Here is a 25,017-nt window from a genome sequence, read left to right as displayed (position 1 = left end):
CCTCCCTCTCTCGGTTGTTTGCAGCTTACAACTTGTTGGTTGATGAACGCATCTGCCATACACCCGTGACGAGCGTCTCGGTTTCCTCCAGCGCCGGGGGTACGGGCACCGAGTACTCCGCGCGGCGGATGAACAAGCGCTCGGGAAGATAACCGCGCCCCGGATCGCCGACCAGCACGGATGCCGTCCGGGCGGCCCGGCGCAGTGCCGTGGTCATGCGCTCGGCCACGCTGACCGTGTAGAACACGTCGCCGGCCAGCACGACGTCGGCCGCATTGTCGTCGTCCGTCGCCTCGGCCACCCGCGCGTGAACCGACACCTCGTTGGCGGCCGCATTGCGCCGGGCCGCCTCCACGGCCTCGGGGCTCACGTCGAACGCCTCGACCTCCGCCGCACCCGCCCGGGCCGCCGCGATCGCCGCGATGCCGGAGCCGGTCGCCACGTCGATGACGCGACGGCCGGCGACCACGTGCGGATTGTCGAGGACGTAGCGGGCGAGCGCCTGGCCGCCGGCCCACGCGAAGGCCCAGAACGGCGGCGCGACGTCGCTGCGGAACTCTCCCTGGATGCCGTCGAACAACCCGGTGCGGGCGTCGGCCAGGTGCAGGGAGATTTCCGGAACAAGGGCTACGGGCAGCAGTGTCGTTTGCACCCGACGATTCTGAGCCGTTTCCGCGGGCGCCGGCGGAGGCCTGTGGAAAACTTCCGGCAATTCGGGCGGCGGTGCCGAGTGGATGGCAGCTCAGGCGGTGAGGCGCGCCACGGGGGTGCGTACGAGCGCCTGCTGTGCCGTGGCTCGAATGGTGTGCGCGAGCGTGGCGCCCGGGTCGAGAACGAGGGCACGGCCGGCCCACTGGACGGCATTCCGGGCATCGCCGGTGGTGAGGGCGGCGCCGGCGGCGGTGAGCAGCGCCGTGACGAGACGCGACCGGTAACGGGCCCGGGCCTCGACGGCCCAGCGCGGCGCGGCGACGTCCTCGAGCAGCGGGCGGCCGGCGAGTTCGGCGGCGGCGGTCAGGGGAGGGAGGGCGCGAGTGGCCGTACGCCCGGCGGCAGCCGCCAGAAGTTCGTCGAAGCGGGCCACGTCGACGCGGACGCGCTCCGCCACCAGGGCGTACCCGTCATTGCTCTCGGCGATCACGGAGTCGCCGCTCGTGGCCGAGTCGAGGTGGTGACGCAGCAGTGCCACCTCACTCTCCACAATGGCCTCGTGCGTGACCGGCGGGTTGCCCGGCCAGAGCAGATCCGACAGCTCCGACGTGCGCAAGCTCCCGTACAGAGCGAGGAGGGCGAGGATGTGCCGGGCGCGCGCGCCGCCGAGGTCGTCACCCGTGAGGCGTACGCCCCGGGTCCGCACCTCGAGCCGGCCGAAGAGCTGGATCTCGTACATGACGTAAGACCCTCGCCGGGGGACAGTCGCGCGACAAGCCCCCACGATGGTGAACGCTGCCCCCGAAAGCGAGGGGTGAGGTCCACCGAAGATATGAGGTGTACGGTCCTCTCGGTTCCATCCGCCCGGCAGGCGGTCAGACGGCTCGGCGTCGCGCGGAGCAGCTGTCAGACTGTCCGTACGCCTTGGCTTCGCGCGGGGGACCCATAGACTTCCAGCGCCGGCGGATCAGGAGGCGTGAATGGTGAGCGAGGCGATCACGGTGCTCGTGGTGGACGGGCACCAGACGTTCGCCGAGCTGCTCGGGGTGGCACTGACCGGGCAGCCGGAGCTGCGTTACATCGGTCATGCCCGCACCGGTGAGCAGGCCATCCGCATGGTGCAGGAGCTGCGTCCCAACGTGGTGCTGCTCGATCCGGATCTGCCCGACGCGGACGGCATCGCGGTGGCCGAGCTCCTGCGTCACCGGCTGCCCGACACGCGCTTCGTGGTCCTGACCGCCAACAACGAATCCGCGCTGGTGGGGCGGGCGACGGCGGCCGGTGCGTCGGGCTTCCTGTCCAAGAACGGGCCGCTCGGCGACGTGCTCAACGCGATCCGCACGGCGCACGGGGGCGGCATGACCGTCTCCACCGACATCCTCGCCCGGCTGCTGCGGAGCACCACCCCGGTCGTGGGGCCGCGAGCGGGGGGCCTCACTGCGCGTGAGCACGAGGTGCTCGTACTGATGGGATCGGGTCTGGATCCGCGCGCGATCGCCCGCCGGCTCGGCATCAGCGTCCACACCTGCCGCGGCTATGTGAAGGCTGTGCTGGGAAAACTCGGCGCACACAGCCAGCTCGAGGCGGTCGCCGTGGCCACGCGGCGGGGCCTGCTCAAGCCGGACGGAAATAACGGAGAGTAATTCACGTCTGCACTCATCCGCAACGGCCGCGAATCCGTACCTCTCGGTGGAGCGTCTTCGATCCTCGTGGGCGCCGGCGCGAGCTGGAGGACTTCGCGTGGAACGTCGACTCGGCGACCTGTCCGATGTGTCCGTTGCGGTCGCGGACGGCATCTCGGACGACGCCTCGCTCTACCGTCGTCCCGGCTCAGCAGCACCGTTCCGGCGGCCGCCCGCCGCTTCCGACTTTCCGGACACCGACGCCCCGGGCGGCGGCGGTGACCTGCCGCGCCGGCGTCCGGGCGGGCCGGCAGAGGCCGACACGGGCAGCTGGAATGCCTTCGCGGCCGCCGAGCCGGCCCCCGGCGCCGATTGGGCCACGATGGACAGTCAATCCGACTCGAGCGCCGGCCAGGACATGTGGGAAGCCCCGCAGGCCGCGGAGTATCGGCCCGAGCCGGCTTTCGGGCCGGCACCGCCTGCGACCAACGGGCGTACGGCGTTCGGCTTCACGGCGGGTCCGATCAGCGGCCACTGGCGGGACGGCGAGCCGGTGTCGGGGGCCCCGGCGGCCGGTCCGCCGGAGCCGGCGGGTGCCCACAGCGCCGTACGCGGTGGGCGGCACCACAGCGCGGATCAGCAGCGTGAGTTCCGGCTCCCCGGCGACGAGCACATCGGTGACCTGGTCGGCGAGCACCCGCACGAGATCCGCCCGCACCGTGCCGCGGCAGCGCCCGCTCCGCCCCGGCGCAACCGTGGCGTCATGGTCGCCGGGCTCGGCCTGACCGCCGCGGTGCTCTTCGGTGGCGGAGTCGCGGCTGTCAGCTACTTCTCCGATCCCGGCGGCGGTCTGACGTCGGTGCTGGAGCTGGGTTCCGCCGATCAGAAGACCCCGCCGCGTACGGTGTTCGCGCCCATCGACGGGCGGACGCAGGCGACCTTCGAGATGCTCAGCGGGGCCAAGAAGGTGACCGTGCGCAGTGCGGACATCGGGGACAGCCTCTACCGGATGACCACGGCGGAGGAGTCAGGCATGGTGCCCGAGCCGGTGCTCACCGGGAACAACGTGCAGCTGAGCCTGGCCGCCGAGGAGCCCGACACGCCCGGGACCGGGGAGGTCGAGGTGACCCTGTCGACCAAGGTCACGTGGAGCCTGCTCTTCTCCGCCGGCGCCGAGGAGCAGATCCTCAACCTCGAGGACGGCCGCATCGCCGCGATCGACTTCGCCGGTGCCGCGCAGAGCACCACGGTCCAGCTGCCCGAGGCGGCCGGCACCATCCCGGTCAAGGTCACCGGCGCGGTCGACCAGCTGGCCATGACGTCGCCCGAGGGGAATCCGGTGCGCGTCAAGGTGAAGGGCGGCGCGCAGACGGTGGCGGCCGGCTCGCGTACGTTGAAGGACATCGCCCCGGGCTCCACGCTCACGCCGAAGAACTGGGCCACCGACGACCGTTTCGACGTCGAGGCGGAGTCGCGCGTGACGCTGCTGACCGTGGCCACCCGCGACTGACCAGTGCTTCCCGGTCGGGCCGCTCTCGTCGCCTGGCTGTGCCGCCGGCGCGCGTGTCTCGCCCGGCGCGCGTGTCTCGCCCGGGGGCGCGGGTGGCTTGAATCGCCGGTCCGTGCTGTTGGCGGGCGCCTCGCCCGGGGTGCGTGGCTTGCGTCGCCCGCACCCCGGTGACGCCGTCGCCTACGAGAGGACGCGGAGCCGGACGGTCTGGCTCATGCCGCGCAGCTTGTCGAGCACGTCGGCGCTGTAGCTGCCGCTGATGTCGGTGATCAGATAGCCGTACTCCCCGCGGGTGCTCAGCATCTGGCCCTCGACGTTCACCTGGTGCTCGGCGAGGATGCTGTTCACCTGGGCGAGCACGCCGGGCATGTTGACGTGCACGTGGACGATGCGGCTCATGTCGGGCTGCGCCGGCAGGGCGATGCTGGGCAGGTTGATGCTCAGCGTCGTGTTGCCCTCCTGCACGAAGTGCGTCAGCTTGTTGGCCACGAAGTCGCCGATGTCCGCCTGCGCCTCCTCGGTGGAGCCGCCGATGTGCGGGGTGAGGATGACGTTGGGCAGCCCGCGCAGCTCGGAGACGAACTCGTCGCCGCGCCCCTTCGGCTCCTTGGGGAACACGTCGACGGCCGCGCCCGCGATGTGCCCGCTGGTGAGGGCGTTGCGCAGGTCGACGTGGTCGACGACGATGCCGCGGGAGAGGTTGAGGAAGATCGCGCCCGGCTTCATCTTCGCCAGCTGCTCGGCGCCGAAGAAGCCCGCGTTGCCCGGCCGTCCGTCGACGTGCAGGGTGACGACGTCCGCCTGCTCGAGCAGCTCGTCGAGGGTGGCGCAGCGCTGGGCGTTGCCGAGCGCCAGCTTGTCGGCGGTGTCGTAGAAGAGCACGTGCATGCCCAGGTTCTCGGCCAGGACCGACAGCTGGGTGCCGATGTTGCCGTAGCCGACGATGCCCAGCTTGCGGCCCCGGACCTCGTGGCTGCCGTTGGCGGCCTTGTCCCAGACGCCCTGGTGCATCAGGTCGTTCTTCTCGGTGAGGCGCCGGGTCATCGCGATGATTTCGGCGAGGGCCAGCTCGACGACCGAGCGGGTGTTGGAGAACGGCGCGTTGAAGACGGCGACGCCGGCCCGCGAGGCGGTGGCCAGGTCGATCTGGTCGGTGCCGATGCAGAAGGCGCCGATCGCGACGAGGCTGTCCGCGGCCTCCAGCACCTTGGCCGTGACCTGGGTCTTGGACCGGATGCCGAGCAGGTGGACGCCCGGGATGCGCTCGATCAGCTCGGCCTCGTCGAGGGCGTTGCGGACGGACTCGACCTGGTAACCCTCTGCCTCGAGCCGGGACACCGCGTCGGGGTGGATGCTCTCGAGCAGCAGAACTCGTACCTTGGCTTGGTCGATCATCACTTTCCGTTTCCGTGTCGGTTTCCGTGTCGGGAAGGATCGTCCGGGCCGCCACGCCGAAGCCCGTGTGTCACAGGCGTTCCAGACTAATGCCCTGGATCGCCCGGGCCCGCATCGTGTGCCGGAGGTCCCAACTGCCGGTCAGCCCGTCGGATGACCCGCGCCGATGGTCGCTCGCCGGGAAGGGCTCCGGCAACCTACTAAAGAGGGTGCCCACCACCCTCTTCGGTCCGGTGCGCATCCGATCCGATCCTGGTGTCATCGGTCCATGCGATCCCTCAGCCAAGGAAGCAACGCGTCGGCCAGTGCCCGCTGGAAGTCCCGGACCAAGGGGATACCAGGGGAGGGATGCCGCGAGCGTTCCAGCAGATATCCGGTGAAGCCGGCCCCGACATCGGTGGCGTGCCCCGGGTCGATGTCCGCGATCAGGGCGTCACCGTCGCCGCCGTGCGCCGTGACGTCCATGGCCAGGTGCAGGCGGTCCAGCCACGCCGGGGCCACAGCGGCGGCCGGCCAGTCGACGACCACGACGCGTCCGTCCGGGCGGAGAAGGAGGTTGTCGGCGCGCAGGTCACAGTGCGCGACCGTCGCGCCGGTCCGCAGCACCGCCAGGCCGCGGTGTGCCGCCGCGCGGAGCTCGTCGATGTGCGCGCGCACCCACGGGTGCAGGCCCGGCATCGGCTCGGCGGCCAGCAGGTCCCACCCGGCGAATTGCGGCGCGAGCCGGTCACCGGCCCGCTCCAGCCCCGGCATTGGCGACGGCGTGAGGTGCAGCTCCAGCTCGCGCAGCGCGTGCAAGGCCGCGGCGACTTCCGCTTCCACCCAGGGGGTACGTGGATGACGGCCCTCGACGTCCTCCAGCACCAGCACCATCCAGGTGTCGCCGGCCTCGTCGTCGTCCTCGAAGGCGCCCAGCAGCCGCGGCACCGGCGCCCCCGGCGGCATGAGTGCGGTGACGTGCGCCTCGCGCCTGGCCATGGCCACGGACGTGGCGTTCAGGCCGGTGCTGACGGCCTTGACAAAGGCGCGCCGGCCGTCGCGTGTCATCACCCGATCGGCTGTCCCCGGCGAGAAGCCGCCGCGCTGCGACCGGGCCGTGGCGACCGGGTCACCGAGCACCGCTTCGACCCCGGTTCGGATGTGCCGGGGCAGATCGGCCCAGCCGATGCGGACTCCCGAGGCGCGCAGCATGCGACTCCTTCCACCTGTGAAGAGCCTGACAGGGCGGTAGCGGTTAGGAAACGGACAGTATGGGTGACCCCCGATCAGCAGCGAAAATGTCACACTGGCGCGGCACGATGCGAGCCATGCCCAGCCAAGGACGTGAGTCATGAGCGCACCGGCCATCGAGACCTCGGGTCTCGTCAAGACTTTCGGGGACAATCGCGCGGTCGACGGGGTCGACCTCACCGTTCCCCAGGGCACCGTCTACGGGTTGCTAGGCCCCAACGGCGCCGGCAAGACGACAGTCGTCCGCATGCTCGCCACCCTGCTGCGACCCGACGGCGGCGCGGCGCGGGTGTTCGGCCATGACGTCGTGCGAGAGGCCGACGCCGTCCGCAGCCGGGTCAGCCTGACCGGTCAATACGCCTCGGTGGACGAGGACCTGACCGGCAGCGAGAATCTGGTGCTGCTCGCCCGTCTGCTGGGCCACGACCGGCGGGCCGCGCGGGCCCGGGCCGCCCAGCTGCTCGAGGCGTTCGGGCTCACCGAGGCCGCTGCCCGCCAGGTGAAGAAATATTCGGGTGGCATGCGCCGGCGCATCGACATCGCGGCGAGCATCCTCAACACCCCCGACCTGCTCTTCCTCGACGAGCCGACCACCGGCCTCGATCCGCGCAGCCGCAACCAGGTGTGGGACATCATCCGCGCGGTCGTCGCCAACGGCACCACGGTCTTGCTGACCACTCAATATCTCGACGAGGCCGACCGGCTCGCGGGCCGCGTCGCGGTCATCGACCACGGCCGGGTGATCGCCGAGGGCACACCCGGCTCGCTCAAGTCGTCGATCGGCGCGGGGACCGTCCACGTACGCCTCCGGGACGCCGACCGGCGCCCGGAAGCGGAACGACTGCTCGGGGCGGCGCTCGGGGCGCCCGTACAGCTGGAATCGGATCCTGTGGCGCTGACCGTCCGGGTGGACGGGGCCGGCTCCGACCAGGGCGCCGCCCAGCAGGCAGCACAGGCCCTCGCCGGGCTCGCCGCCGCGGGCATCGTGGTCGACGACTTCTCGCTCGGCCAGCCCAGCCTCGACGAGGTGTTCCTCGCCCTCACCGGCCCGTCCGCTCAGGACATCCCGCAAGGAGAAGCGGCATGACCTCGACTGCCCCGGCTCCGGCCGATCTGGCCGTGCCCTCGACCGAGACGCTCGCCGCCGTCCTCACCCGTCAGGAGCGCCCGCCGCGCCCCGGAGCGCTCGCCGCGTCGTTCACCTTCGGATGGCGGGCGATGCTGAAGATCAAGCACGTCCCGGAGCAGCTCTTCGACGTCACCGCCTTCCCGATCATCATGACGCTGATGTTCACATACCTCTTCGGGGGTGCGCTGGCCGGCTCCACAAGGGAGTATCTGCAGTTCCTGCTGCCCGGCATCATGGTCACCAGCGTCGTGATGATCACGATGTACACGGGCGTCGGCCTCAACACGGACATCGAGAAGGGCGTCTTCGACCGCTTCCGCTCCCTGCCGGTCTGGCGTCCCGCGGCGCTCGTCGGCATGATCTTCGGCGACGTCCTCCGCTACATCCTGGCCGCCACCACCATCATGCTGGTCGGCCTGATCCTCGGCTTCCGCCCGGCCGGCGGCTTCCCCGGCGTCCTGGGTGGCATCGGCCTGCTGGTCGTCTTCTCGTTCGCCTTCTCCTGGATCTGGACCATGTTCGGCCTGTTCCTCCGCTCGGAGAAATCGGTCATGGGCGTCAGCATGCTCGTGCTCTTCCCACTGACCTTCCTCAGCAACGTCTTCGTCGACCCGGGCACGATGCCGGGCTGGCTCCAGGCCTTCGTCGAGGTCAACCCGATCACCCACCTGGTGGCGGCGGTCCGCTCGGTCATGGACGGCACCACCGACATGGGCGAGGTCATGTGGGTCCTCGCGGCCTCGGCCGTCCTGATCGCCGTCTTCGGCCCGCTGACGATGCGCCTCTACAACCGGAAGTAGGACCGGAAAGCGTCGTACCCGGGCGGGACCATGGGGCATGGGTGACGTGAGTACGGAGTATGCAGAATGGCGCGAGCAGTTGCGGCAACGCGCGGCAGCCAGCGCCCGGCGAAAGGCCGAGCTGGCCGAGGAGCGAGCCCAGCGCCGCCGGCGCCGCGGCCACGGTCTCGTGGAACGGCAAGCGGCGCGGCTGGCCCGGCTGCGGCCGGACACCGCGCCCTTCCCACCGGACCCGGAGTGCACGGAGTGGTGAGCGCGCCGGTGAACCGGGTGAGTGCGGACCAGATGCGGACCGAGAGCGCCGGTCCGGCTCTCGATGCGATTCGGCCCAACCGTAAGCATCGGGCTTGACCTGGGGGAATGGAAAGCGCGCCCGGTTGGATTCGAACCAACGACCGACGGATTAGAAGTCCGTTGCTCTATCCACTGAGCTACGAGCGCCTGGCCAGCACATACTAGAGTCCCGTCGGCCTCGTGGCGAGCCGGATGTCAGGCCGTCGGGGTGTCCGTTTTGTCGGTCGCGGGGGCCGGGGTCGCATTCGCGCTGGTGATGCCCGCTTCGGCTGCCGCGATGGAGGGGGCTTCCGGCGTGTCTTCCGGGGCGGGCGGGACCTTTTCGTCGGGGGTGCCCGGCGGGGGGACGAAGGCGTCGACCCAGCGGCCGAGTTCGCGGAAGAGCTCCGTGCGGACCTTCTTGCCGGAGAGCGTGAGGTCGTGCATGCCGCCGTCGAAGCGGGCGATGGTGACGCGCGGGCCGAGGCCGGGCGCCCAGCGGACGATGTGGTCGACGTCGAGGACGGCGTCGGAGGCTCGCACGTCCTCGGCCCAGGCTCGGCCGCGGAAGGTGCGGGTCGAGCAGGCGACCAGGATCGGCGCGTTGATGGACAGGCCGGCGCGGAGGCGGGCCTGGCCCCGGCGGATGGCCTCCAGCCAGCCGGTGCGTACGGGGAAACCCTCGACCGGCTTCCACGCCAGGTCGTAGGTCCATTCGCCGCGATGCTCGGTGTGCAGGCTCTGGCCGTAGAGGCCGGCCGAGTTCATCGGCAGGATCTGGTAGGGGCTCTTGCCGCTGGTGCGCCCGATGAGGTTGAGCAGCGGCCGGCGCAGCACCCACGGCACGTTGAAGTCGAAGAACGGGCTGTTGAGGAACAGGCCGTCGATGAGGTTGCGGGGCCCGCGGCTGTGCGCCCACAGCGAGGTGATCAGGCCGCCTGTGGAGTGGCCGGCCAGGAGCAGCTGGTCATGGCCGTCGTCCTCGCGGATGATGCGGGCGGCCTCGTCGAGCTCCGGGAAATACTCCGTGATGCTGCGGGTGAAGTTCGGCGTCTGGTGGGGCAGCAGGCTGCGGCCGTATTTGCGCAGGTCGAGCGCGTAGAAGTCCCAGCCGCGCTCGACGAAGAAGTCGGCCAGGTGGGTCTGGAAGAAGTAGTCGTTCCAGCCGTGCACGTGCAGCACCGCCCGCCGCGCCGGAGTGCCGGCCCGGCGCCGGACCAGTGTCGCCACCACGGGGCCTTCGTCGTCGGTGCCCAGGTCGATCGTGTGCCGCTCGTACGGCGGGCCGAGGACGTCCGTCTCCACACCGCCAGGTTACCCGCGCGTAGCGATCTCCGCCGGTAGCACATCGAGCTGAGCGCCCCCGGCGTTTCCCACATCGCTCGCCTGTCCACAGGGCCCCGGGCACCGGCTCGCCCGGCGCGGCAGTCTCCTCCCCACGACGTACGACCGGCTCTCGTCCGGCATCCGACGACTCAGGAGAAGCGATGTTCGATACCACCATCGTCGTGATCGGCAATGTGCTGACCGCCCCGGAATGGCGCCGCACGACCAATTCCCAGACCCTCGTGGCCAACTTCCGGGTGGCCTCCACCTCCCGGCGCTACGACCGCGAGAACGGCAACTGGACCGACGGCAGCCAGTTCCGCATCCGGGTCACCTGCTGGCGCCGGCTCGCGGAGGGGGTGGCGGCCTCGGTGAAGGTCGGCGATCCGATCATGGTCAGCGGGCGCCTGGCCACGCGGGACTGGACCGACGCCGACGGCCAGCGCCGCACGACGTACGAGATGGATGCCCACGCGGTCGGCCACGATCTCTCCCGGGGCCGGGCCAAGTTCTACCGCAACAAGCACCTCGGCCTGGTCACGGCCGACGTTCCCGAGACCGACGACAAGGTACGCGGTGAGTCCGCGACCGTGGTCCCGGACGACGAGGCCCCGGCGTCGTACGGCCAGGGCGTCCCGGAGTCGGAGGTGCCGACCTTCGCCGAGCCGTTCCCGCAGCTCGAGCCGGCGGAGGAGGCGCTGCCGGTCCTGGCCGGTGGCGGCCTCGAGCCGTTCGACACGCGCCTGACCCGCGATGCCGTCGCCGGCGGTCACGCCTCGGAGGAGGCCGAGAAGTCGGACGACGCCGAGAAAGAGGAGGAAGCAGAGGAAGCGGAGGAGTCGGAGAAGCCGGACGAGCAGACGCCCGCCGAACCGGTCGGCGAGTCGCTGCCGGACGACGTGGTGAGGGTGGTCAGCCCGCGCCGGACGCGCACCCGCAGCCCCCGCCGCCAGCCGGTGGCCGCCTGAGGTGAGCATCCCGCTCCCGCTTCCCGCGCACGGCGCTGATCCTCCGCGGCGTCCGTGCGGCGGTGCCCCGTTCGGGGAGCGGAGCGGGTAGCCGGCCCGTGGTGCCCGATCGGGTGTCACGGAGCCGGCCCGTCCCGCACGCCGCCAGTCGCCGGCGCGTGCGGGGCGGCATAGCCACCCGGCGTGCTCGTGAAGCGCGCGTGCCGGCCGTGCGGATCAGCCGTGGGCCGCATCGCCGGCGCCGCGCGGAACGAGCCTGCGCGGGTGGCCATGCCCGGCCGTCGTCCGCCGCGATGGACGGCGGCCGGGTCCTGGACCAGGCGGCAGCGAGAGCCCTCCCCCGTCTCCTGCCGCCGGGGGTCGCGGTGTCCCGGGTGTCGCAGCACCACCCGGGCCCATGACCCGCGGGCGGGCGTCATGGTCAGGTGGCGATGACCGCAGCCCGCCCGCGCCCCCGCCGTTTCCGTCGGCGGCGGGGGCACCCCACCCCGGACCGACGCGCCCGGTCCGGGGTGGGCCGAAAACCGCCGGCCGCCGGCTCGCACGGGCCGGCGGCCGGCCCGGGACGACCTCACTAGGGTGGGTGCAATGGGAAAGATCGGAAGGCCGGGTGCCGTGGCCGACGCCGCGGGCATCGCGGCGGGATACGCGCTCGACGCGTTGCTGGGGGATCCACGCCGCTTCCACCCGGTCGCGGGTTTCGGGCGGCTGGCGGGTGCGCTGGAGCAGCGGGTCTATCAGCCGCGGCGACGCTCCGGAGCTCTCTTCACCGCGGTGGCGGCCGGGGTCCCGGTGGCGGCCGGGGTGGCGCTTGCGGCGGGCACGCGGCGGTGGCCGGTCGCGCGCGGTGTTCTTGTGGCCGCGGCGACCTGGACCGTGCTGGGTGGCCGGACGCTGCGGCACGAGTCGCGAGTGATGGCGGGTCACCTCGGGCGGGACGACCTGGCGGCGGCGCGGGGCCGGCTCAGTCACCTGTGCGGGCGCGATCCCTCGCAGCTGGACGAGTCCGAGCTGGCCCGGGCGACCGTCGAGTCAGTGGCGGAGAACACGTCCGACGCCGTCGTGGCCCCGCTGTTCTGGGGCGGGATCGCCGGGCTTCCGGGGCTGCTCGGCTACCGGGCCGCGAATACGCTCGACGCGATGGTCGGGCATCGGTCGCAGCGGTACGCCCGGTTCGGCACGCCCGCGGCCCGGCTCGACGACGTGCTCAACCTGCTGCCCGCGCGGCTCACCGGTCTGCTCACGATCGCGGCGGCGCCGGTGGCCGGGGGCTCGCCCCGGGAGGCGCTCCGGGTGTGGCGCCGGGACCGGAACGATCACCCCAGTCCCAACGCGGGCCAGTGCGAGTCGGCGATGGCGGGGGCGCTCGGCGTGCGGCTCGGCGGGCGCAACGTCTACTTCGGGCGTACGGAGGTCAGGCCGTTGCTGGGCGACGGACCGCGACCGTCGGCGGCGCACCTGGGCCGGGCGGCGCGTGTCTCCGGTGCGGTCGGCGCGGCGGCCGCAGTGATCGGTGCGGGCCTGGCGTTCGGCCGGGCGATGCGGTGGAGCAGCAACGGAAGGAGAGCCGCATGAGCGGGGGACTGCTCGTCGCGGGCACCACGTCCGACGCCGGGAAGAGCATGCTGACCGCCGGGATCTGCCGCTGGCTGCACCGGCGCGGGGTCAAGGTCGCGCCGTTCAAAGCCCAGAACATGTCGAACAACTCGATGGTGGTCGTCGGGGCCGACGGGCGGGGCGGGGAGATCGGCCGGGCGCAGGCCATGCAGGCGGCGGCGTGCGGGATCGCGCCCGACATCCGGTTCAACCCGGTCTTGCTCAAGCCCGGCAGCGACCTCTCCAGCCAGGTCGTGCTGCTGGGTGAGGCGATCGACACCGTGACGGCGGGCAATTACCGGTCGCTGCGGCCGCGGCTCGCGGAGACCGCGTTCGCGACGCTGGCCGAGCTGCGCGCCGAGTACGACGTGGTGATCTGCGAGGGCGCCGGCAGCCCCGCCGAGATCAACCTGCGCGACGGCGACTTCGTGAACATGGGGCTGGCCCGGCAGGCCGGACTGCCCGCCGTCGTCGTCGGTGACATCGACCGGGGCGGGGTGTTCGCGGCCCTGTTCGGCACGGTCGCCCTGCTCAGCCCCGAGGACCAGGCGCTGGTGAGCGGGTTCGTCATCAACAAGTTCCGGGGCGACCTCGGGCTGTTGCGACCCGGGCTGGACATGATCAGGGCCGCTGCCGGGCGGCCGGTGCTCGGCGTGCTGCCCTTCGATCAGGACATCTGGCTCGATGCGGAGGACTCCCTCGCGTACGGGCGGATGCTGGGCCGTCCGGGCACGCCGCGCGGGAGCGCGTGGCTGCGCGTGGCCGTCGTCCGCCTGCCGCGCATCTCCAACGCCACCGACGCCGAGGCGCTGGCGACCGAGCCGGGCGTGCAGGTGCGACTCACCGTCGAGCCCGCCGAGATCGCCGACGCCGACGTGGTCGTCCTGCCGGGCTCCAAGGCGACTGTCAGCGACCTGGCCTGGCTGCGGCAGACGGGCCTGGCCGACGCGGTGAGTGCGCACGCCGCCGCCGGCAAGCCGCTCGTCGGCATCTGCGGCGGCTATCAGATGCTGACCGACGCGATCCACGACGACGTCGAGAGCCGCCGGGGCACGGTGCCCGGGCTGGGGCTGCTGCCTCTGGAGATCACCTTCGGCGCGCGCAAGACCCTGGCCCGGCCGCACGGCACGGCCGCAGAGGGGGTCCCGGTCGGCGGCTACGAGATCCATCACGGGTACGTCTCCCGGGGCGAGGCTCCGAAGCCGCTTCTGCACTATGCGGACGGCACGCCGGAGGGCGCCGTCTCCGGAGCGGTCTACGGCACGCACTGGCACGGGGCGTTCGAGTCCGACGAGTTCCGGCGGTGGTTCCTGACCCGGGCGGCCCAGCAGGCGGGCCGGAACGGTTTCGAGGTGGCGCCGGACACGCGCTTCGCGGCCGTACGGGAACGGGCGCTCGACACGCTCGGCGACCTGGTCGAGGAGCATCTGGACACCGAGGCCCTGTGGCGCCTGATCGAGGACGGGCCGCAGCCGGGGTTGCCGTTCGTCCCGCCGGGAGCACCTGGTGCCCCGGTTCGCTGACCTCGCCGAGCGTGTCCGGGCCACCGAGCCCCGGCTCGGTCCCGTCCGGCTCGTGGCGGTCGACGGGCCGAGCGGGGCGGGCAAGACGTGGTTCGCCCGGCGGCTGGCCCAGGCGGCGGACGCCCCGGTGGTACACACCGATGATCTGCTTGACGGCTGGGGAGATCAGTTCACCTTCTGGGCACGGCTCGAGGAACAGGTGCTCGTTCCGTTGCGGCAGGGGCGGCCGGCTACGTACCAGCGCTATTTGTGGCACCGCGGGACGTTCGGCGGCAAGCCAGTGACAATCGCGCCGGCGGCTGTCGTGGTGGTGGAGGGCTCGACGTCCGCGCGCCGGGTGATCCGGCCGGAATTGTCCTTCTCCGTGTTCGTCGACGCGCCCGCGGAGCTGCGCCGGACACGTGCCGTTTCCCGCGACGGCGGACACGATGTTGCGTTTCAGCAGTACCTTGAGCGCTGGCACATCGCGGAGCAGGCGCACTTCGCCGCGGAAGCCACCGCCGCGCATGTCGATCTGCTGGTCGACGGGGCGGCGGAGGGTCCCGCGGAATGCTTCTCGACGCTGCGGGCCGTGCCGCCGGAAGAGCCACGATCAGCTGTGTGAGGCAGCGGGAACGGGGACGGACGATGACGACCGACGACCAGGCGCGCCCGGCGCGCCGACGGGTCACCCTGACCGGCATCAGCTCGCGGGCCTGGGAGCACCCGGCCGACCGCGGTGCGCTGACGGCCCTGCGGGAGCTGCGTGGCTTCGACGACGTGGTGAAGGCGTTCTTCGGCATGTGGAACGAGCGGGGCTTCCGTCTGCAGTACCTGGCCGGCAGCATCCGCGTCGACCACCGGCAGTACCCGCGGGTCTATCAGCTCTTCGCCGAGGCGGCGGCGACGCTCGACGTGGCCGAGCTGCCGGACCTCTTCGTCACCCAGGCACCCGTGATCAACGGTCAGGCGATCGGGCTGGACAAGCCGTTCATCGTGATCACGACGGCGGCGGTCGAGAAGCTCGACGACGAGGAGCTGCGGGCGCTGCTCGGGCACGAGATCGGGCACGTGCGCAGCGGGCACGCGCTCTACAAGACGATCATGATGATCCTCACCCGGTGGGCCGCGAACATCAGCTGGGTGCCGATCGGGGCCCTCGCCCTGCGCGGGATCATCGCCGCGATGCTGGAGTGGTGGCGCAAGGCCGAGCTCTCCGCCGACCGCGCGGGGCTGCTCGCGGGGCAGGACCCGGCCGCGTCGACCCGGCTCCTGATGAAGCTGGCCGGCGGCGGCGACCTCACGCAGATCGACACCGCGGCGTTCCTCGAGCAGGCCGCCGAGTACGAGAGCGGCGGCGACCTGCGGGACAGCATCCACAAGTTCGGGATGACCGCGTGGAGCACTCACCCCGTGCCCGTCGCGCGCGCCTCCGAACTGCGCAAGTGGGTCGACTCCGGCGAATACGCGCGCATCCTGGGCGGTGACTATCCGCGGCGGGACTCGGACGGCGACGCCTCGGTCACCGACGACGTCAAGGCGGCCGCGGACTCGTACCGGCAGACCTTCAACGAGTCGCAGGACCCGCTGGTGGGGCTGCTGCGCAAGGTCGGCGGGAGCGCGGCGGACCTGGCCGGGTCGGCGGCGCGCGGCGCCCGGGACTGGGCCTCCGGAAGTGGACGGAACCGCGACGCGGAGTAGTTGTCCACAGGCGCGCTTGCGACTCCTTTTCCGAGGCGGCCCGGGGCCTAGGATCGGTTCATGGCCCTCACCGAAGATGATCTGCGCGCTGCGATCCAGCGCGAGCTGCCCGGCGTCCGCGCCGATCTCGAACGTCTCGTCCGCATCCCCGGCATCGCCTTCGACGGCTTCGACCACTCCCAGGTCGAGCGGTCCGCCGAGGCGGTGGCGGAGCTGCTGCGCGGGTGCGGCCTGGAGGTTCAGATCGCGCGGGCCGGCGGCCAGCCCGCGGTGATCGGTCACAAGCCGGCGCCGGCCGGTGCGCCGACCGTGCTCCTCTACGCGCACCACGACGTGCAGCCCGCCGGCGACCCGGCCTTGTGGGAGAGCGAGCCGTTCGAGCCGGTGGAGCGCGACGGCCGGCTCTACGGGCGCGGTGCCGCGGACGACAAGGCGGGCGTGCTGGCCCACGTCGCCGCGCTGCGGGCGTTCGGCGACGACCTGCCCGTCGGCGTGACGCTCTTCATCGAGGGCGAGGAGGAGTTCGGCTCCGACTCGCTCGACGCGCTGATCAACGAGCACCGGGAGCTGCTGCGCTCCGACGTGATCGTCATCGCCGACTCGGGCAACTGGGACATCGGGCAGCCGGCGCTCACCACGTCGCTGCGCGGCCTGGTCAACTGCTTCGTCGAGGTCAGCACGCTGGGCAGCGCGGTGCACAGCGGCATGTTCGGCGGTGCCGTCCCCGACGCGCTCACCGTCCTGTCCCGCCTGATCGCCACCCTGCACGACGAGGAGGGCGACGTCGCCATCGACGGGCTCGTCGGCCGTGAGGGCGCCGAGGTGGACTATGCGGAGGAGCGCTTCCGTCACGAGGCCGGCATCCTCGACGGCGTCAAGCTCATCGGCACCGGCCGGATCACCGACCGGATCTGGACCAAGCCCACGGCCTCGGTGCTCGGCATCGACGCCCCGGCGACCGGCGGGGCGCCCAACGCGCTCATCCCCAAGGCCAAGGCGAAGATCAGCGTGCGCCTGGCGCCCGGCGACGACCCCGCCTCGGCCTACGCGGCGATCAAGGCCCACCTCGAGAAGTACGTGCCCTGGGGTGCGAAGGTCGAGGTGACCCTCGAGAGCCTCGGCGCGCCGTGCGTGATCGACGCGACCGGTCCCGCCTACGACGCGGCGCGGGCGGCCTTCACCAGCGCCTGGGACGGCGCCGCCCCGGTCGACATGGGCGTGGGTGGCTCGATCCCGTTCATCGCCACCTTCCAGGAGCTGTTCCCGCAGGCGGCGATCCTGGTCACCGGCGTCGAGGACCCCTATTCCGCCGCGCACGGCCCCAACGAGAGCCTGCACCTCGGGGAGTTCGCCCGGGTGTGCCTCGCCGAGGCCCTGCTGCTGCGCAACGTGGCCGAGCTGGGCGACTGACATGACGCGCCCGGATCTCGACTGCGACGTTCTGGTGGCCGGCGCCGGGCCCACGGGCCTGATGCTGGCGAACTGGCTGGTCAAGCTCGGGGTCCGGGTCGTCGTCGCCGACGGCAAGGCCGGGCCCACCCGGGAGTCCCGGGCGCTGGTCGTGCAGGCGCGCAGCGTCGAGGTCTACGACCAGCTCGGCCTGGCCGGCCAGGTGCTCGCGGCGGCGAACAGGGCCGACGGGCTGGCGCCGGGCTTCGGCAGCCGGGTCTACGGGCGGATTCCGCTCGGCCGGATCGGGGCGGGCGTCACGCCGTACCCGTACATCGAAGTGCTGGAGCAGAGCCGCAACGAGGAGATCCTCCACGACAACCTGCGCGCCCTCGGCGGCGAGGTCTGCTGGGGCGAGGAGATCACGTCGGTCGAGCCCGCGGCGGAGGGCGTCACCGCGGTGGTCGGCGGGCGCGCGGTGCGGGCGCGGTTCTGCGTCGGCGCCGACGGGGCCAACTCGATCGTCCGCCGGTCCCGGGAGATCGCCTTCGAGGGCACGACCAACCCGCATCTGTTCTTCGTGATCGACGCGACCGGCGTGGCCGGAATGGTCGACCGGTCGATCAACGTGCGGCCGGCCGGCGAGGACTTCCTGATCGGCTTCCCCATGGCCGGGCGCGGCAACTGGCGGCTCATCGGCGTCGTGCGTGACGACGACGGGGACGGCAAGGTCGCCGAGGAGGACGCGCGCTCGCGGATCCGGCGGCTCTTCGCGGTCACGTACGGGGGATCGCGGTGGTTCGCGACGTACAAGGTGCACCATCGCGTGGCCGCCAAGTTCCGCGACGGGCCGTTCTTCCTGGCCGGAGACGCCGCCCACGTCCACTCGCCGGTCGGCGGGCAGGGCATGAACACGGGACTGCAGGACGCACACAACCTCGCGTTCAAGCTGGCGGACGTGATCCAGGGCCGGGCCGCCGACGGCTGGCTCAATCGCTACGAGGCGGAGCGGCGGCCGGTCGCCCGGACGCTCGTGGCGACGACCGACCGGTTGTTCGGCCTGATCACCTCCGAGAAGCGGCTGCCCCGGCTGGTCCGGCGCACGGCGGCGCCCGTGCTCGCGCCGCTGGCCGTGCGGCTGGCGCCCGGGTCGGCGGGCGGGTCGCGGATGTTCCAATACGTCTCCCAGGTGCGCATCCGCTATCCGATGCTGCCCGGCTCGCCGCGTGACGCGGTGGTCGGCCGGCGGCTGCCCTTCGCCGGGGACAACTTCGCGGCGCTGCGTGCGTGCGCCTGGCAGGTCCATCAGTACGGAGAAGCCGGCGGTCCGCTGCCCGAGCTGGGGTTGCCCGTGCACGTGTTCCCCGCGGCGCCGCCGGAGACTGCGTTGCGGGCGGGGACGCTCTACCTGGTCCGGCCGGACGGGTTCGTGGCGGCTGCCGCTGTGCCGGGGGAGGCGGCGGACGTCTTCGGGCGGGCGATGCCTGCGGGGTGGAACGCGAGAAACGAGGGCTCGGGACACGCGGGCCTGGGAAACGTGGGTCAGGGGAACGCGGGCTCGGGAAACGGGGCTCCGGGAGATGAGAGCTCGGGCGGGTGACTGCCCGGCGAGCCTGTTGCCCGATCGGAGATCAATCCTGTTAGGATTCGAACATGAGTTCGAACGAGGCCATCGAGGCGCTGCGCGCCGCCGGTAGTGCTCTGGGGGACGTTGACGTCTCCGGGTGGGACGATTCCGCCCTCTCCGACCGTCTGGCTGATCTGTCGGCGGCGCTGTGTGAGCTTGACGCTCAGCTCAGTCGGGTGGCCGATGCCGTGCGGGCGCGCGGCTTGCAGATCGCCGAGCCCGCGGCCGCTTGACCGCCGAGCGCGCGGCCGCCTGACACCCGGGCGCGCGGTTTACGGATCGCCGGGCCCGGCTGCCGCCTGACCGCCGGGCCCGGTGCCGCGGCCGCCTGGGCACGCTGTCGCGTCGCCGGACCGCCGGGCCCGGTGCCGTAGCCGCCTGGGCACGCTGTCGCGTCGCCGGACCGGCGGCTTTCCCGAGCCTGCGCGCGCCGGTCCGTCCGGGGGAGGGGTCTCGAGCGGCCGGAAAATGTCGGTGGGGGCTGCCAGGATGAGGGCGTGTTGTTCCTCGACCTGGCAGCCACCTCGGCCGCCGTGAGTGCTGTGCCTGGGCGGAAGGCCAAGGTGGAGCTGCTGGCCGCTGCGCTCCGGCAGCTTGATCCCGACGAGGTGGCCGCCGGGTCGGCCTACCTGGCCGGGGAGCTGCGGCAGCGGCAGACCGGGGTCGGCTATGCCGGGCTTCGCGATCTGCCGGCGCCCGCGGCGGAGGCCGGCCTGACCGTGCGCGAGGTGGACGCGCGGATCGCCGACATCTCGGTGGTCGCCGGGGCCGGGTCGCAGGCGCGGCGGCGGGAGCTGGTGGGGGAGCTGTTCGGGCGGGCGACAGCCGACGAGCAGCGGCTGCTGGTCGGGCTGTTCGGGGGTGAGCTGCGGCAGGGCGCGCAGGCCGGGTTGCTGGCCGATGCGGTGGCCAAGGCGGCCGAGGTTCCGGCGACGGCGGTGCGGCGGGCGCTGCTGTTGTCGGGCGACCTCAAGCAGGTGGCCGTGGCGGCGCTCGCGGGCGGGGCGGAGGCGCTCGCCGGGATCAGTCTGCGCGTGGGCACGCCGCTCACGCCGATGCTGGCGGCCAGCGCGCCCGACGTGGGGGCGGCGCTGCTCAGCACCGGGGCGCCGGCCACGGTCGACGTGAAGCTCGACGGCATCCGGATCCAGGTGCACCGGTCCGGCGACGAGGTGGCCGTGTTCACGCGCAGCCTCGACGAGATCACGGCCCGGCTGCCCGGGGTGGTCGCCGCGGCGCGGGCGCTGCCGGTGTCCGAGGTGGTGCTCGACGGTGAGGCGATGGCGCTCGGGGCGGACGGGCGGCCCCGGCCGTTTCAGGAGACGTCCAGCCGGGCGGCGACCCGCAGCCCGGCCGGAAGCCGGAGAGGTGCGGGCACCGGGGGCGACGCGCCGCCGTTGGTGCCTTACTTCTTCGATCTGCTGCATGTCGACGGCGCCGACCTGCTCGACGAGCCCGGCCGGGTGCGCTGGTCGGCGCTCGCCGAGACCCTGCCCGGCGACTTGATCGTCGGCCGCCGCACGGTGACGACCGAGGAGGAGGCCGCGGCAGCCTTCGCGGAGGCGATCGCCGCCGGCCAGGAGGGCGTCGTCATCAAGGCCCAGGAGGCGCCGTACGACGTCGGCCGCCGCGGCTCCGCCTGGGTCAAGGTCAAGCCCCGGCACACCCTCGACCTCGTGGTGCTCGCCGTCGAGTGGGGCCACGGCCGCCGCAAGGGGTGGCTGTCCAACCTGCACCTGGGCGCGCGCGATCCGGAGACGGGCGGGTTCGTGATGCTCGGCAAGACGTTCAAGGGGCTGACCGACGAGCTGCTGCGCTGGCAGACCGAGCGCTTTCGCGGGCTGGCGGTCGGCGACAACGGTTGGGTCGTCACCGTGCGGCCGGAGCAGGTCGTCGAGATCGCGTTCGACGGGGTGCAGACGTCGCCGCGCTATCCGGGCGGGGTGGCGTTGCGCTTCGCCCGGGTGCTGCGCTACCGCGACGACAAGCGCGCCGGCGAGGCGGACACGATCGACACCGTACGTGCCCTGGGCGCCCACGCCCCCGCCGAGCCCGAAGCTTGATCGTTCACAGGGCGGCGAGGGAGCGGACGTAGTTGATCTGCTGGTGGATGGCCGTCAGCTGGGACTGGTCCGTGATGCTGATGCGGGAGACGTACTGACGGGTGCCGTTCGTCACGGTGATCTGGACCGTGCCCGTGGTGACCGTCGTCTTGGCCAGCAGGAAGAGCAGGCTGAAGACGGTCAGCACGCAGAAGCCGAAGATCGCCGCCAGGATCGCCCACGTCGGGATCTTGGACTGGTGGTGCCAGTAGTCGTTGACCGTCCACGAGGAGCCGGCCAGCGGGATGTCGCCGGCCGGGGTGTGGACCACGGTCGACGTCACGCCGAGGTCACCGATCTGGACGATGACCGGGCCGGGGGCGGGCGGCGGCTGGTGCGGGACGGGCACGGGCGTCGTCGGCACACCCCAGGGGTCGTCCGGCGGCGGCGGAACTACGGGGTACGTCACCGGAAAACCCTAACCGGGCTCAGGAACGCAGGAAAAGGGTCACTCCGCACGCCGCGCCGCGGGAACGACCGGCCCGGCATCATCCCCACCGGCAGAAGAACCGGCGGAAGCACCGGCAGAAGTGCCAGCAGAAGAACCGGCAGGAGCGCCGGGAGAGGGAGAGGACGGCGACGAGGAGGACGAGGCCGCCAGCTTGTCATCGGCCGCGGCCACCCGGTCGATCCGGTTCTTCGGAGCATCGCCGTTGGCTTCCTTGCGGGCCTGCCACCCGTACATGACGAGGGCCAGCACCGCGAACAGCCACCATTGCACGGCGTAGCCGCCGTTCTGCCAGGAGTCCTCGTGGTCGATCGGGATCGCCGAGAAGCCCTGCGCCGGCTCACTCTGCAGGACATAGGCCCCGTACAGGGGATAGGGGATCTTCGCGGCGAGCCGCGGGAGGGAGACCCGGCGCGTGTCGAGCCGGCCGTCGCGCTCGATCACGTCGGACGGGCGGCTCTCGGTGAGGTGGAGCTGGCCGACCACGGTGACCTCGCCCGTGGGGGCGGGCTTGGAGAGCGGCCCGGACAGCGCGTCGCCGCTCGCGGGCGGGACCCAGCCGCGGTCGACGAGGACCGCCGTGCCGTCAGCGAGGACGAGCGGGGTGAGGATCTCGAAGCCGACGTTGCCGTCGACCGTGCGGCCGCGGGCCTGCACCTCGTGCGCGGGGTCGTAACGCCCGGTGACCGTGATCTTCGTCCAGGCCCGGGACTTGCCCGGGGACGCGCCCGCCTGCCCCGGCGCGGCCGGCTTGGCCAGCACCGACGTCATCGGCACGGCCGGGCTCGAGTCCGCGGCGTCGATCCGATCGTTGATCTCGCTGCGCTCGTGGTACCGATGGAGCTGCCAGTTGCCGAGGAACACCATGACCACCGAGGCGGCCACGGTCAGCGCCAGGGCGCCCAGCCAGCGCGGGGTCAGCAGGAACCGGTACACGCACCGAGGCTACCCCTGCTGCCGACGGCCCCCCGCGCCCGGCGGGTAGGGTGCGAATTCTTACCGATCACGAGGGAGCCACCGATGTCCACCCAACCCCGCCTGGTGGTGAGCGCGCCCTCGTCCGGGCACGGCAAGACCGCCGTCGCGGTGGGCCTGCTGGCTGCGGCCGCGGCGCGTGGCGTTCCCGCGGCCGGGTTCAAGGTCGGCCCCGATCACACCGACGCCGCCTATCTGGGCCTCGCTGCCGGCCGCCCCGGCCGCAACCTCGATCCGCGCCTGGTCGGCTCGCAGCGGATCGCGCCGCTCTTCGCGCACGGTGCCACGGGCAGCCAGCTGTCGGTCATCGAGGGCGCGATGGGCCTGTTCGACAGCCTGACGGGCCAGCCCGAGCTCGACGGTACGGCCGCCGTGGCCGCCGCGCTCCGCGCCCCCGTGCTGCTCGTGGTCGACGTGGCCGCGATGGGGCACTCGCTGGCGGCGCTGGTGCACGGCTTCCGGATGTTCGACGAGATGGTGCACCTCGGCGGCGTCGTGCTCAACCGCGTTGCGTCGCCCCGGCACGAGGAGATGTTGCGCACAGCGCTCGACGACATCGGCATGCCGGTGCTGGGTGCCCTGCGCCGCGGTGACCTTCCCGCCGTGCTCCCGGCGCGCGGGCAGGGCCCCGTGCCGGTGGCGCACCGCACGGTCGAGGCCGCCCGGGCCGTACGCCGATTGGGTGAAGCCGTCGCCGGCGCGCTCGATCTCGACCGCATCATGGCCCTGGCGGGCACCGCGCCGGCCGTGCCCGCGGCGCCGTGGAGCCCGGCCGACGCGCTCGAGGGCCCCGACCTGCCGCTGCAGCGCCCGGTGATCGCGCTGGCCGGCGGGCCCGGCGCCCCGTACACCTATGTCGAGACGGCCGAGCTGCTCACGGCGGCCGGCGCGGACGTCGCGGTGTTCGACCCGCTGCGTGACGAGGCGCTCCCGCCGGGCACGCGCGGCCTGATGATCGGCGCCGGCTTGCCCGAGGGGTACGCCGAGGAGCTCTCCGCCAACCGCCGGCTCTGCGCCGCCGTGGCCCAGCTCGCGCACGAGGGCGGCCCGATCATCGCCGAGGGCGTGGGGCTGCCGTGGCTGACCCGCGACTTCGACGGCCGGCCGATGTGCGGCGTGATCGACGCCACGGCCACGACCGGCACCCAGACGGTCGCGGGCTACCGCGAGGCGACCGCCCCGTCGACGAACCCGCTCGCCCCGGCCGGCGCCCGCATCACCGGCTACAAGCAGCACCGCGCGATCGTGTCCCCGCGTGCCGGTCACGTTCCGGCGTGGACGTGGTCGGGCGGCAACCCGGAGGGCTTCGTCTGGCGCCAGGTGCACGCCTCTCAGCTCGGCCTGCACTGGGCCGGCGCCCCCGAGATCGCCCGGCGGGTCGTCGCGGCGGCGGTGGCGGGCACGATCGGCTCGGCGTCGGCCGTGCTCGGCTCGGCGTCGGCGGCCGGCACGCTCGGCTCGGCGTCGGCCGCGACCACGCAGACGCTCAGCCCGGCCCCGGTCGACGTGACCAACGTCGCGCACGCCGCGTCGCAGAGTCCCGGCCAGCAGCAGTACGCGCCCGTTCAGAACGCCCCCGGGCACGCCACGGTTCCGCTGAGCGGTGCGCAGGCCGCCGTGCCGAGCCAGGCGAGCGGTCCGGCGCGGCCGAGCCCGGCCAGTGGTCCGGCGTGGCCGAGCGGTCCCCAGGGGAATGCGGCAGGCGCTCCGGAGGCGATCTCACCGGCCGCCGGATCGGCCCGCGTGCCGGGTGCGGCGTCGCATGACGGGCCCGCCGGTGTGGCGAGCGTCCCGGCCTCCGGCCCGGCGTCCGGTCCGAGCACTTTCCCGGCGTCCGGCCCAAGCACGTTCCCGGCGTCCGGCCCGAGCACTCTGCCGGCGTCCGGCCCGGGTGCCTTCCCGGCGTCAGGCGCCCCCGGACCGGCGAGCTTCGCGCCGCATCCCGGCCCGGTGGGCGATCAGGACGAGGCCACTTTGTCGCTCTCCGCCGGCCACCACCAGCAGCCGGGCTGAGAGCGGATCTCCGGGGGCGCTTTTTGTCGGTGGGTGGTCGTACGGTGAGGGGACCGCGAGGAGGGAGACCCACCGTGGCCGATCGTGTGCCGCTCGACTTCGACCCGCCGGTGCGCCGGATCCGGGGCCTGCTGCTGGGCCTCACGGACGAGCATCTCACCGCGCCGACGCCCTGCCCCGCGTGGAGCGTCGGCGATCTGCTCGCCCACCTCCTCGGCCTGAGCTGGGCCTTCAGCCAGGGCGCCCGGAAACGCACCGATCCCGGCACCGACGGCCCGCCACCGCAGCCCTCCGCCGCCGACCTGCCCGCGCACTGGCGGGTGCGGCTGCCCGAGATGCTCGTCGACCTGTCCAACGCCTGGAAGGTGCCGGCCGCCTGGGAGGGCACGACCACGGTCGGCGGGGTCACCCTGCCCGCGGCGGCCATGGGCACCTTCGCGGTCAACGAGCTGACGATGCACGGCTGGGACCTCGCCCGCGCCACCGGTCAGGAATACGCCGCCGACCCGCGGCTGCTCGAGCATCTCGTCGAGTTCCTGTCGCAGCAGCCCGAGCAGGGCAGCCCCGGCCTCTTCGGCCCCCGCGTGGCGACCGGCGACGAGGCGTCGCTGCTCGAGCAGGCCGTCGCCCTGGCCGGCCGCGACCCGCACTGGCGCCCGACCACGTCCGCCCACTGAGCCCGGCGGAGCGGCGCGCGCAACGGACCGGGCCCCGGTCGCAACGACCAGGGCCCGGGTGGAGAGGAGAAGCACAGGCGTGA

At 72.7% G+C, this 25,017-nt stretch carries 23 protein-coding genes and 1 tRNA gene; 16 read left to right on the top strand and 8 right to left on the bottom strand.

Going from position 1 to position 25,017, the window contains the following annotated elements; all coding sequences use genetic code 11:
* Window positions 1–25: 25 nt before the first annotated feature.
* Together RAN62_RS35045 and RAN62_RS35040 are read right to left on the bottom strand one after the other, a co-directional pair.
* Window positions 26–652, bottom strand: a complete 627-nt coding sequence (locus tag RAN62_RS35045) for a class I SAM-dependent methyltransferase (protein WP_305789144.1) — start codon at window positions 650–652, stop codon at window positions 26–28.
* 90 nt (window positions 653–742) lie between these two features.
* A complete protein-coding gene (locus RAN62_RS35040; RefSeq protein WP_305789143.1) occupies window positions 743–1,390 on the bottom strand; it encodes an AfsR/SARP family transcriptional regulator in 648 nt (215 codons plus the stop codon).
* 241 nt (window positions 1,391–1,631) lie between these two features.
* On the opposite strand from RAN62_RS35040, the gene RAN62_RS35035 reads away from it, so the two are divergent.
* Both RAN62_RS35035 and RAN62_RS35030 read left to right on the top strand, forming a co-directional pair.
* Entirely contained in the window at window positions 1,632–2,294 is a 663-nt protein-coding gene (locus tag RAN62_RS35035) for a response regulator (protein WP_305789142.1), read from the top strand.
* A gap of 97 nt (window positions 2,295–2,391) precedes the next feature.
* A complete protein-coding gene (locus RAN62_RS35030; protein WP_305789141.1) occupies window positions 2,392–3,783 on the top strand; it encodes a hypothetical protein in 1,392 nt (463 codons plus the stop codon).
* A gap of 180 nt (window positions 3,784–3,963) precedes the next feature.
* Here the strand turns inward: RAN62_RS35030 and serA are convergent, their stop codons facing one another.
* Together serA and RAN62_RS35020 are read right to left on the bottom strand one after the other, a co-directional pair.
* A complete protein-coding gene (gene serA, locus RAN62_RS35025; RefSeq protein WP_305789140.1) occupies window positions 3,964–5,178 on the bottom strand; it encodes a phosphoglycerate dehydrogenase in 1,215 nt (404 codons plus the stop codon).
* A 258-nt stretch (window positions 5,179–5,436) separates the two neighbouring features.
* Window positions 5,437–6,369 carry a protein kinase family protein gene (locus RAN62_RS35020; RefSeq protein ID WP_305789139.1) on the bottom strand — a complete coding sequence of 311 codons (933 nt, stop codon included), beginning with the start codon at window positions 6,367–6,369 and terminating at the stop codon, window positions 5,437–5,439.
* Between the two features lie 139 nt (window positions 6,370–6,508).
* On the opposite strand from RAN62_RS35020, the gene RAN62_RS35015 reads away from it, so the two are divergent.
* From RAN62_RS35015 to RAN62_RS35005, 3 genes are read left to right on the top strand one after another with little or no spacing between them, the layout of a single operon-like run.
* Window positions 6,509–7,495 (top strand): ATP-binding cassette domain-containing protein, encoded by a 987-nt coding sequence (locus RAN62_RS35015; protein WP_305789138.1) that lies wholly within the window; start codon window positions 6,509–6,511, stop codon window positions 7,493–7,495.
* Complete coding sequence (locus RAN62_RS35010; RefSeq protein WP_305789137.1) at window positions 7,492–8,337, top strand: ABC transporter permease; 846 nt, start codon at window positions 7,492–7,494, stop codon at window positions 8,335–8,337. Before RAN62_RS35015 ends, RAN62_RS35010 begins: the two co-directional genes overlap by 4 nt.
* Window positions 8,338–8,383: 46 nt before the next feature.
* Window positions 8,384–8,590, top strand: coding sequence for a hypothetical protein (locus RAN62_RS35005; RefSeq protein WP_305789136.1), 207 nt, complete (start codon window positions 8,384–8,386; stop codon window positions 8,588–8,590).
* A 115-nt stretch (window positions 8,591–8,705) separates the two neighbouring features.
* Here RAN62_RS35005 and RAN62_RS35000 read toward each other — a convergent pair.
* Together RAN62_RS35000 and RAN62_RS34995 are read right to left on the bottom strand one after the other, a co-directional pair.
* A tRNA-Arg gene (locus RAN62_RS35000) sits at window positions 8,706–8,778 on the bottom strand.
* A 48-nt stretch (window positions 8,779–8,826) separates the two neighbouring features.
* Window positions 8,827–9,915 (bottom strand): alpha/beta hydrolase, encoded by a 1,089-nt coding sequence (locus tag RAN62_RS34995; RefSeq protein WP_305789135.1) that lies wholly within the window; start codon window positions 9,913–9,915, stop codon window positions 8,827–8,829.
* 182 nt (window positions 9,916–10,097) lie between these two features.
* Between RAN62_RS34995 and RAN62_RS34990 the strand changes: the two genes are divergently transcribed.
* From RAN62_RS34990 to RAN62_RS34950, 9 genes are all read left to right on the top strand, one after another.
* Window positions 10,098–10,904, top strand: a complete 807-nt coding sequence (locus tag RAN62_RS34990; RefSeq protein ID WP_305789134.1) for a single-stranded DNA-binding protein — start codon at window positions 10,098–10,100, stop codon at window positions 10,902–10,904.
* A 588-nt stretch (window positions 10,905–11,492) separates the two neighbouring features.
* Window positions 11,493–12,479 (top strand): cobalamin biosynthesis protein, encoded by a 987-nt coding sequence (locus RAN62_RS34985; RefSeq protein WP_305789133.1) that lies wholly within the window; start codon window positions 11,493–11,495, stop codon window positions 12,477–12,479.
* Window positions 12,476–14,023, top strand: coding sequence for a cobyric acid synthase (locus RAN62_RS34980; RefSeq protein ID WP_305789132.1), 1,548 nt, complete (start codon window positions 12,476–12,478; stop codon window positions 14,021–14,023). Before RAN62_RS34985 ends, RAN62_RS34980 begins: the two co-directional genes overlap by 4 nt.
* Entirely contained in the window at window positions 14,007–14,627 is a 621-nt protein-coding gene (locus RAN62_RS34975; protein WP_305789131.1) for a uridine kinase family protein, read from the top strand. The genes RAN62_RS34980 and RAN62_RS34975 overlap by 17 nt, the downstream gene beginning before the upstream one ends.
* Before the next feature lie 23 nt (window positions 14,628–14,650).
* Window positions 14,651–15,703 carry a M48 family metallopeptidase gene (locus tag RAN62_RS34970; protein ID WP_305789130.1) on the top strand — a complete coding sequence of 351 codons (1,053 nt, stop codon included), beginning with the start codon at window positions 14,651–14,653 and terminating at the stop codon, window positions 15,701–15,703.
* A 60-nt stretch (window positions 15,704–15,763) separates the two neighbouring features.
* The gene (locus tag RAN62_RS34965) at window positions 15,764–17,113 is read left to right on the top strand and encodes a dipeptidase (protein ID WP_305789129.1); all 1,350 of its coding nucleotides are present in this window, start codon (window positions 15,764–15,766) and stop codon (window positions 17,111–17,113) included.
* Window position 17,114: 1 nt separating this feature from the next.
* Window positions 17,115–18,692: an FAD-dependent monooxygenase gene (locus RAN62_RS34960; RefSeq protein ID WP_305789128.1), complete on the top strand. Its 1,578-nt coding sequence runs from the start codon at window positions 17,115–17,117 to the stop codon at window positions 18,690–18,692.
* A gap of 53 nt (window positions 18,693–18,745) precedes the next feature.
* Window positions 18,746–18,952: a hypothetical protein gene (locus RAN62_RS34955; RefSeq protein WP_305789127.1), complete on the top strand. Its 207-nt coding sequence runs from the start codon at window positions 18,746–18,748 to the stop codon at window positions 18,950–18,952.
* Between the two features lie 264 nt (window positions 18,953–19,216).
* Window positions 19,217–20,782, top strand: coding sequence for an ATP-dependent DNA ligase (locus tag RAN62_RS34950; protein WP_305789126.1), 1,566 nt, complete (start codon window positions 19,217–19,219; stop codon window positions 20,780–20,782).
* Window positions 20,783–20,786: 4 nt separating this feature from the next.
* Here RAN62_RS34950 and RAN62_RS34945 read toward each other — a convergent pair whose 3' ends face one another.
* Entirely contained in the window at window positions 20,787–21,230 is a 444-nt protein-coding gene (locus RAN62_RS34945) for a hypothetical protein (RefSeq protein WP_305789125.1), read from the bottom strand.
* A gap of 39 nt (window positions 21,231–21,269) precedes the next feature.
* Entirely contained in the window at window positions 21,270–22,205 is a 936-nt protein-coding gene (locus RAN62_RS34940; protein ID WP_305789124.1) for an SURF1 family cytochrome oxidase biogenesis protein, read from the bottom strand.
* An 84-nt stretch (window positions 22,206–22,289) separates the two neighbouring features.
* Between RAN62_RS34940 and RAN62_RS34935 the strand changes: the two genes are divergently transcribed.
* Together RAN62_RS34935 and RAN62_RS34930 are read left to right on the top strand one after the other, a co-directional pair.
* Window positions 22,290–24,257 carry a cobyrinic acid a,c-diamide synthase CobB gene (locus tag RAN62_RS34935; protein WP_305789123.1) on the top strand — a complete coding sequence of 656 codons (1,968 nt, stop codon included), beginning with the start codon at window positions 22,290–22,292 and terminating at the stop codon, window positions 24,255–24,257.
* Window positions 24,258–24,331: 74 nt separating this feature from the next.
* On the top strand, window positions 24,332–24,934 hold the full coding sequence (locus RAN62_RS34930; RefSeq protein ID WP_305789122.1) for a TIGR03086 family metal-binding protein: 603 nt from the start codon (window positions 24,332–24,334) through the stop codon (window positions 24,932–24,934).
* Window positions 24,935–25,017 lie beyond the last annotated feature (83 nt).

The sequence above is a fragment of the Symbioplanes lichenis genome, from assembly GCF_030709675.1.
Classification (GTDB): Bacteria; Actinomycetota; Actinomycetes; order Mycobacteriales; family Micromonosporaceae; genus Actinoplanes; species Actinoplanes lichenis.
This window is presented reverse-complemented; position numbering and strand designations above follow the sequence as displayed.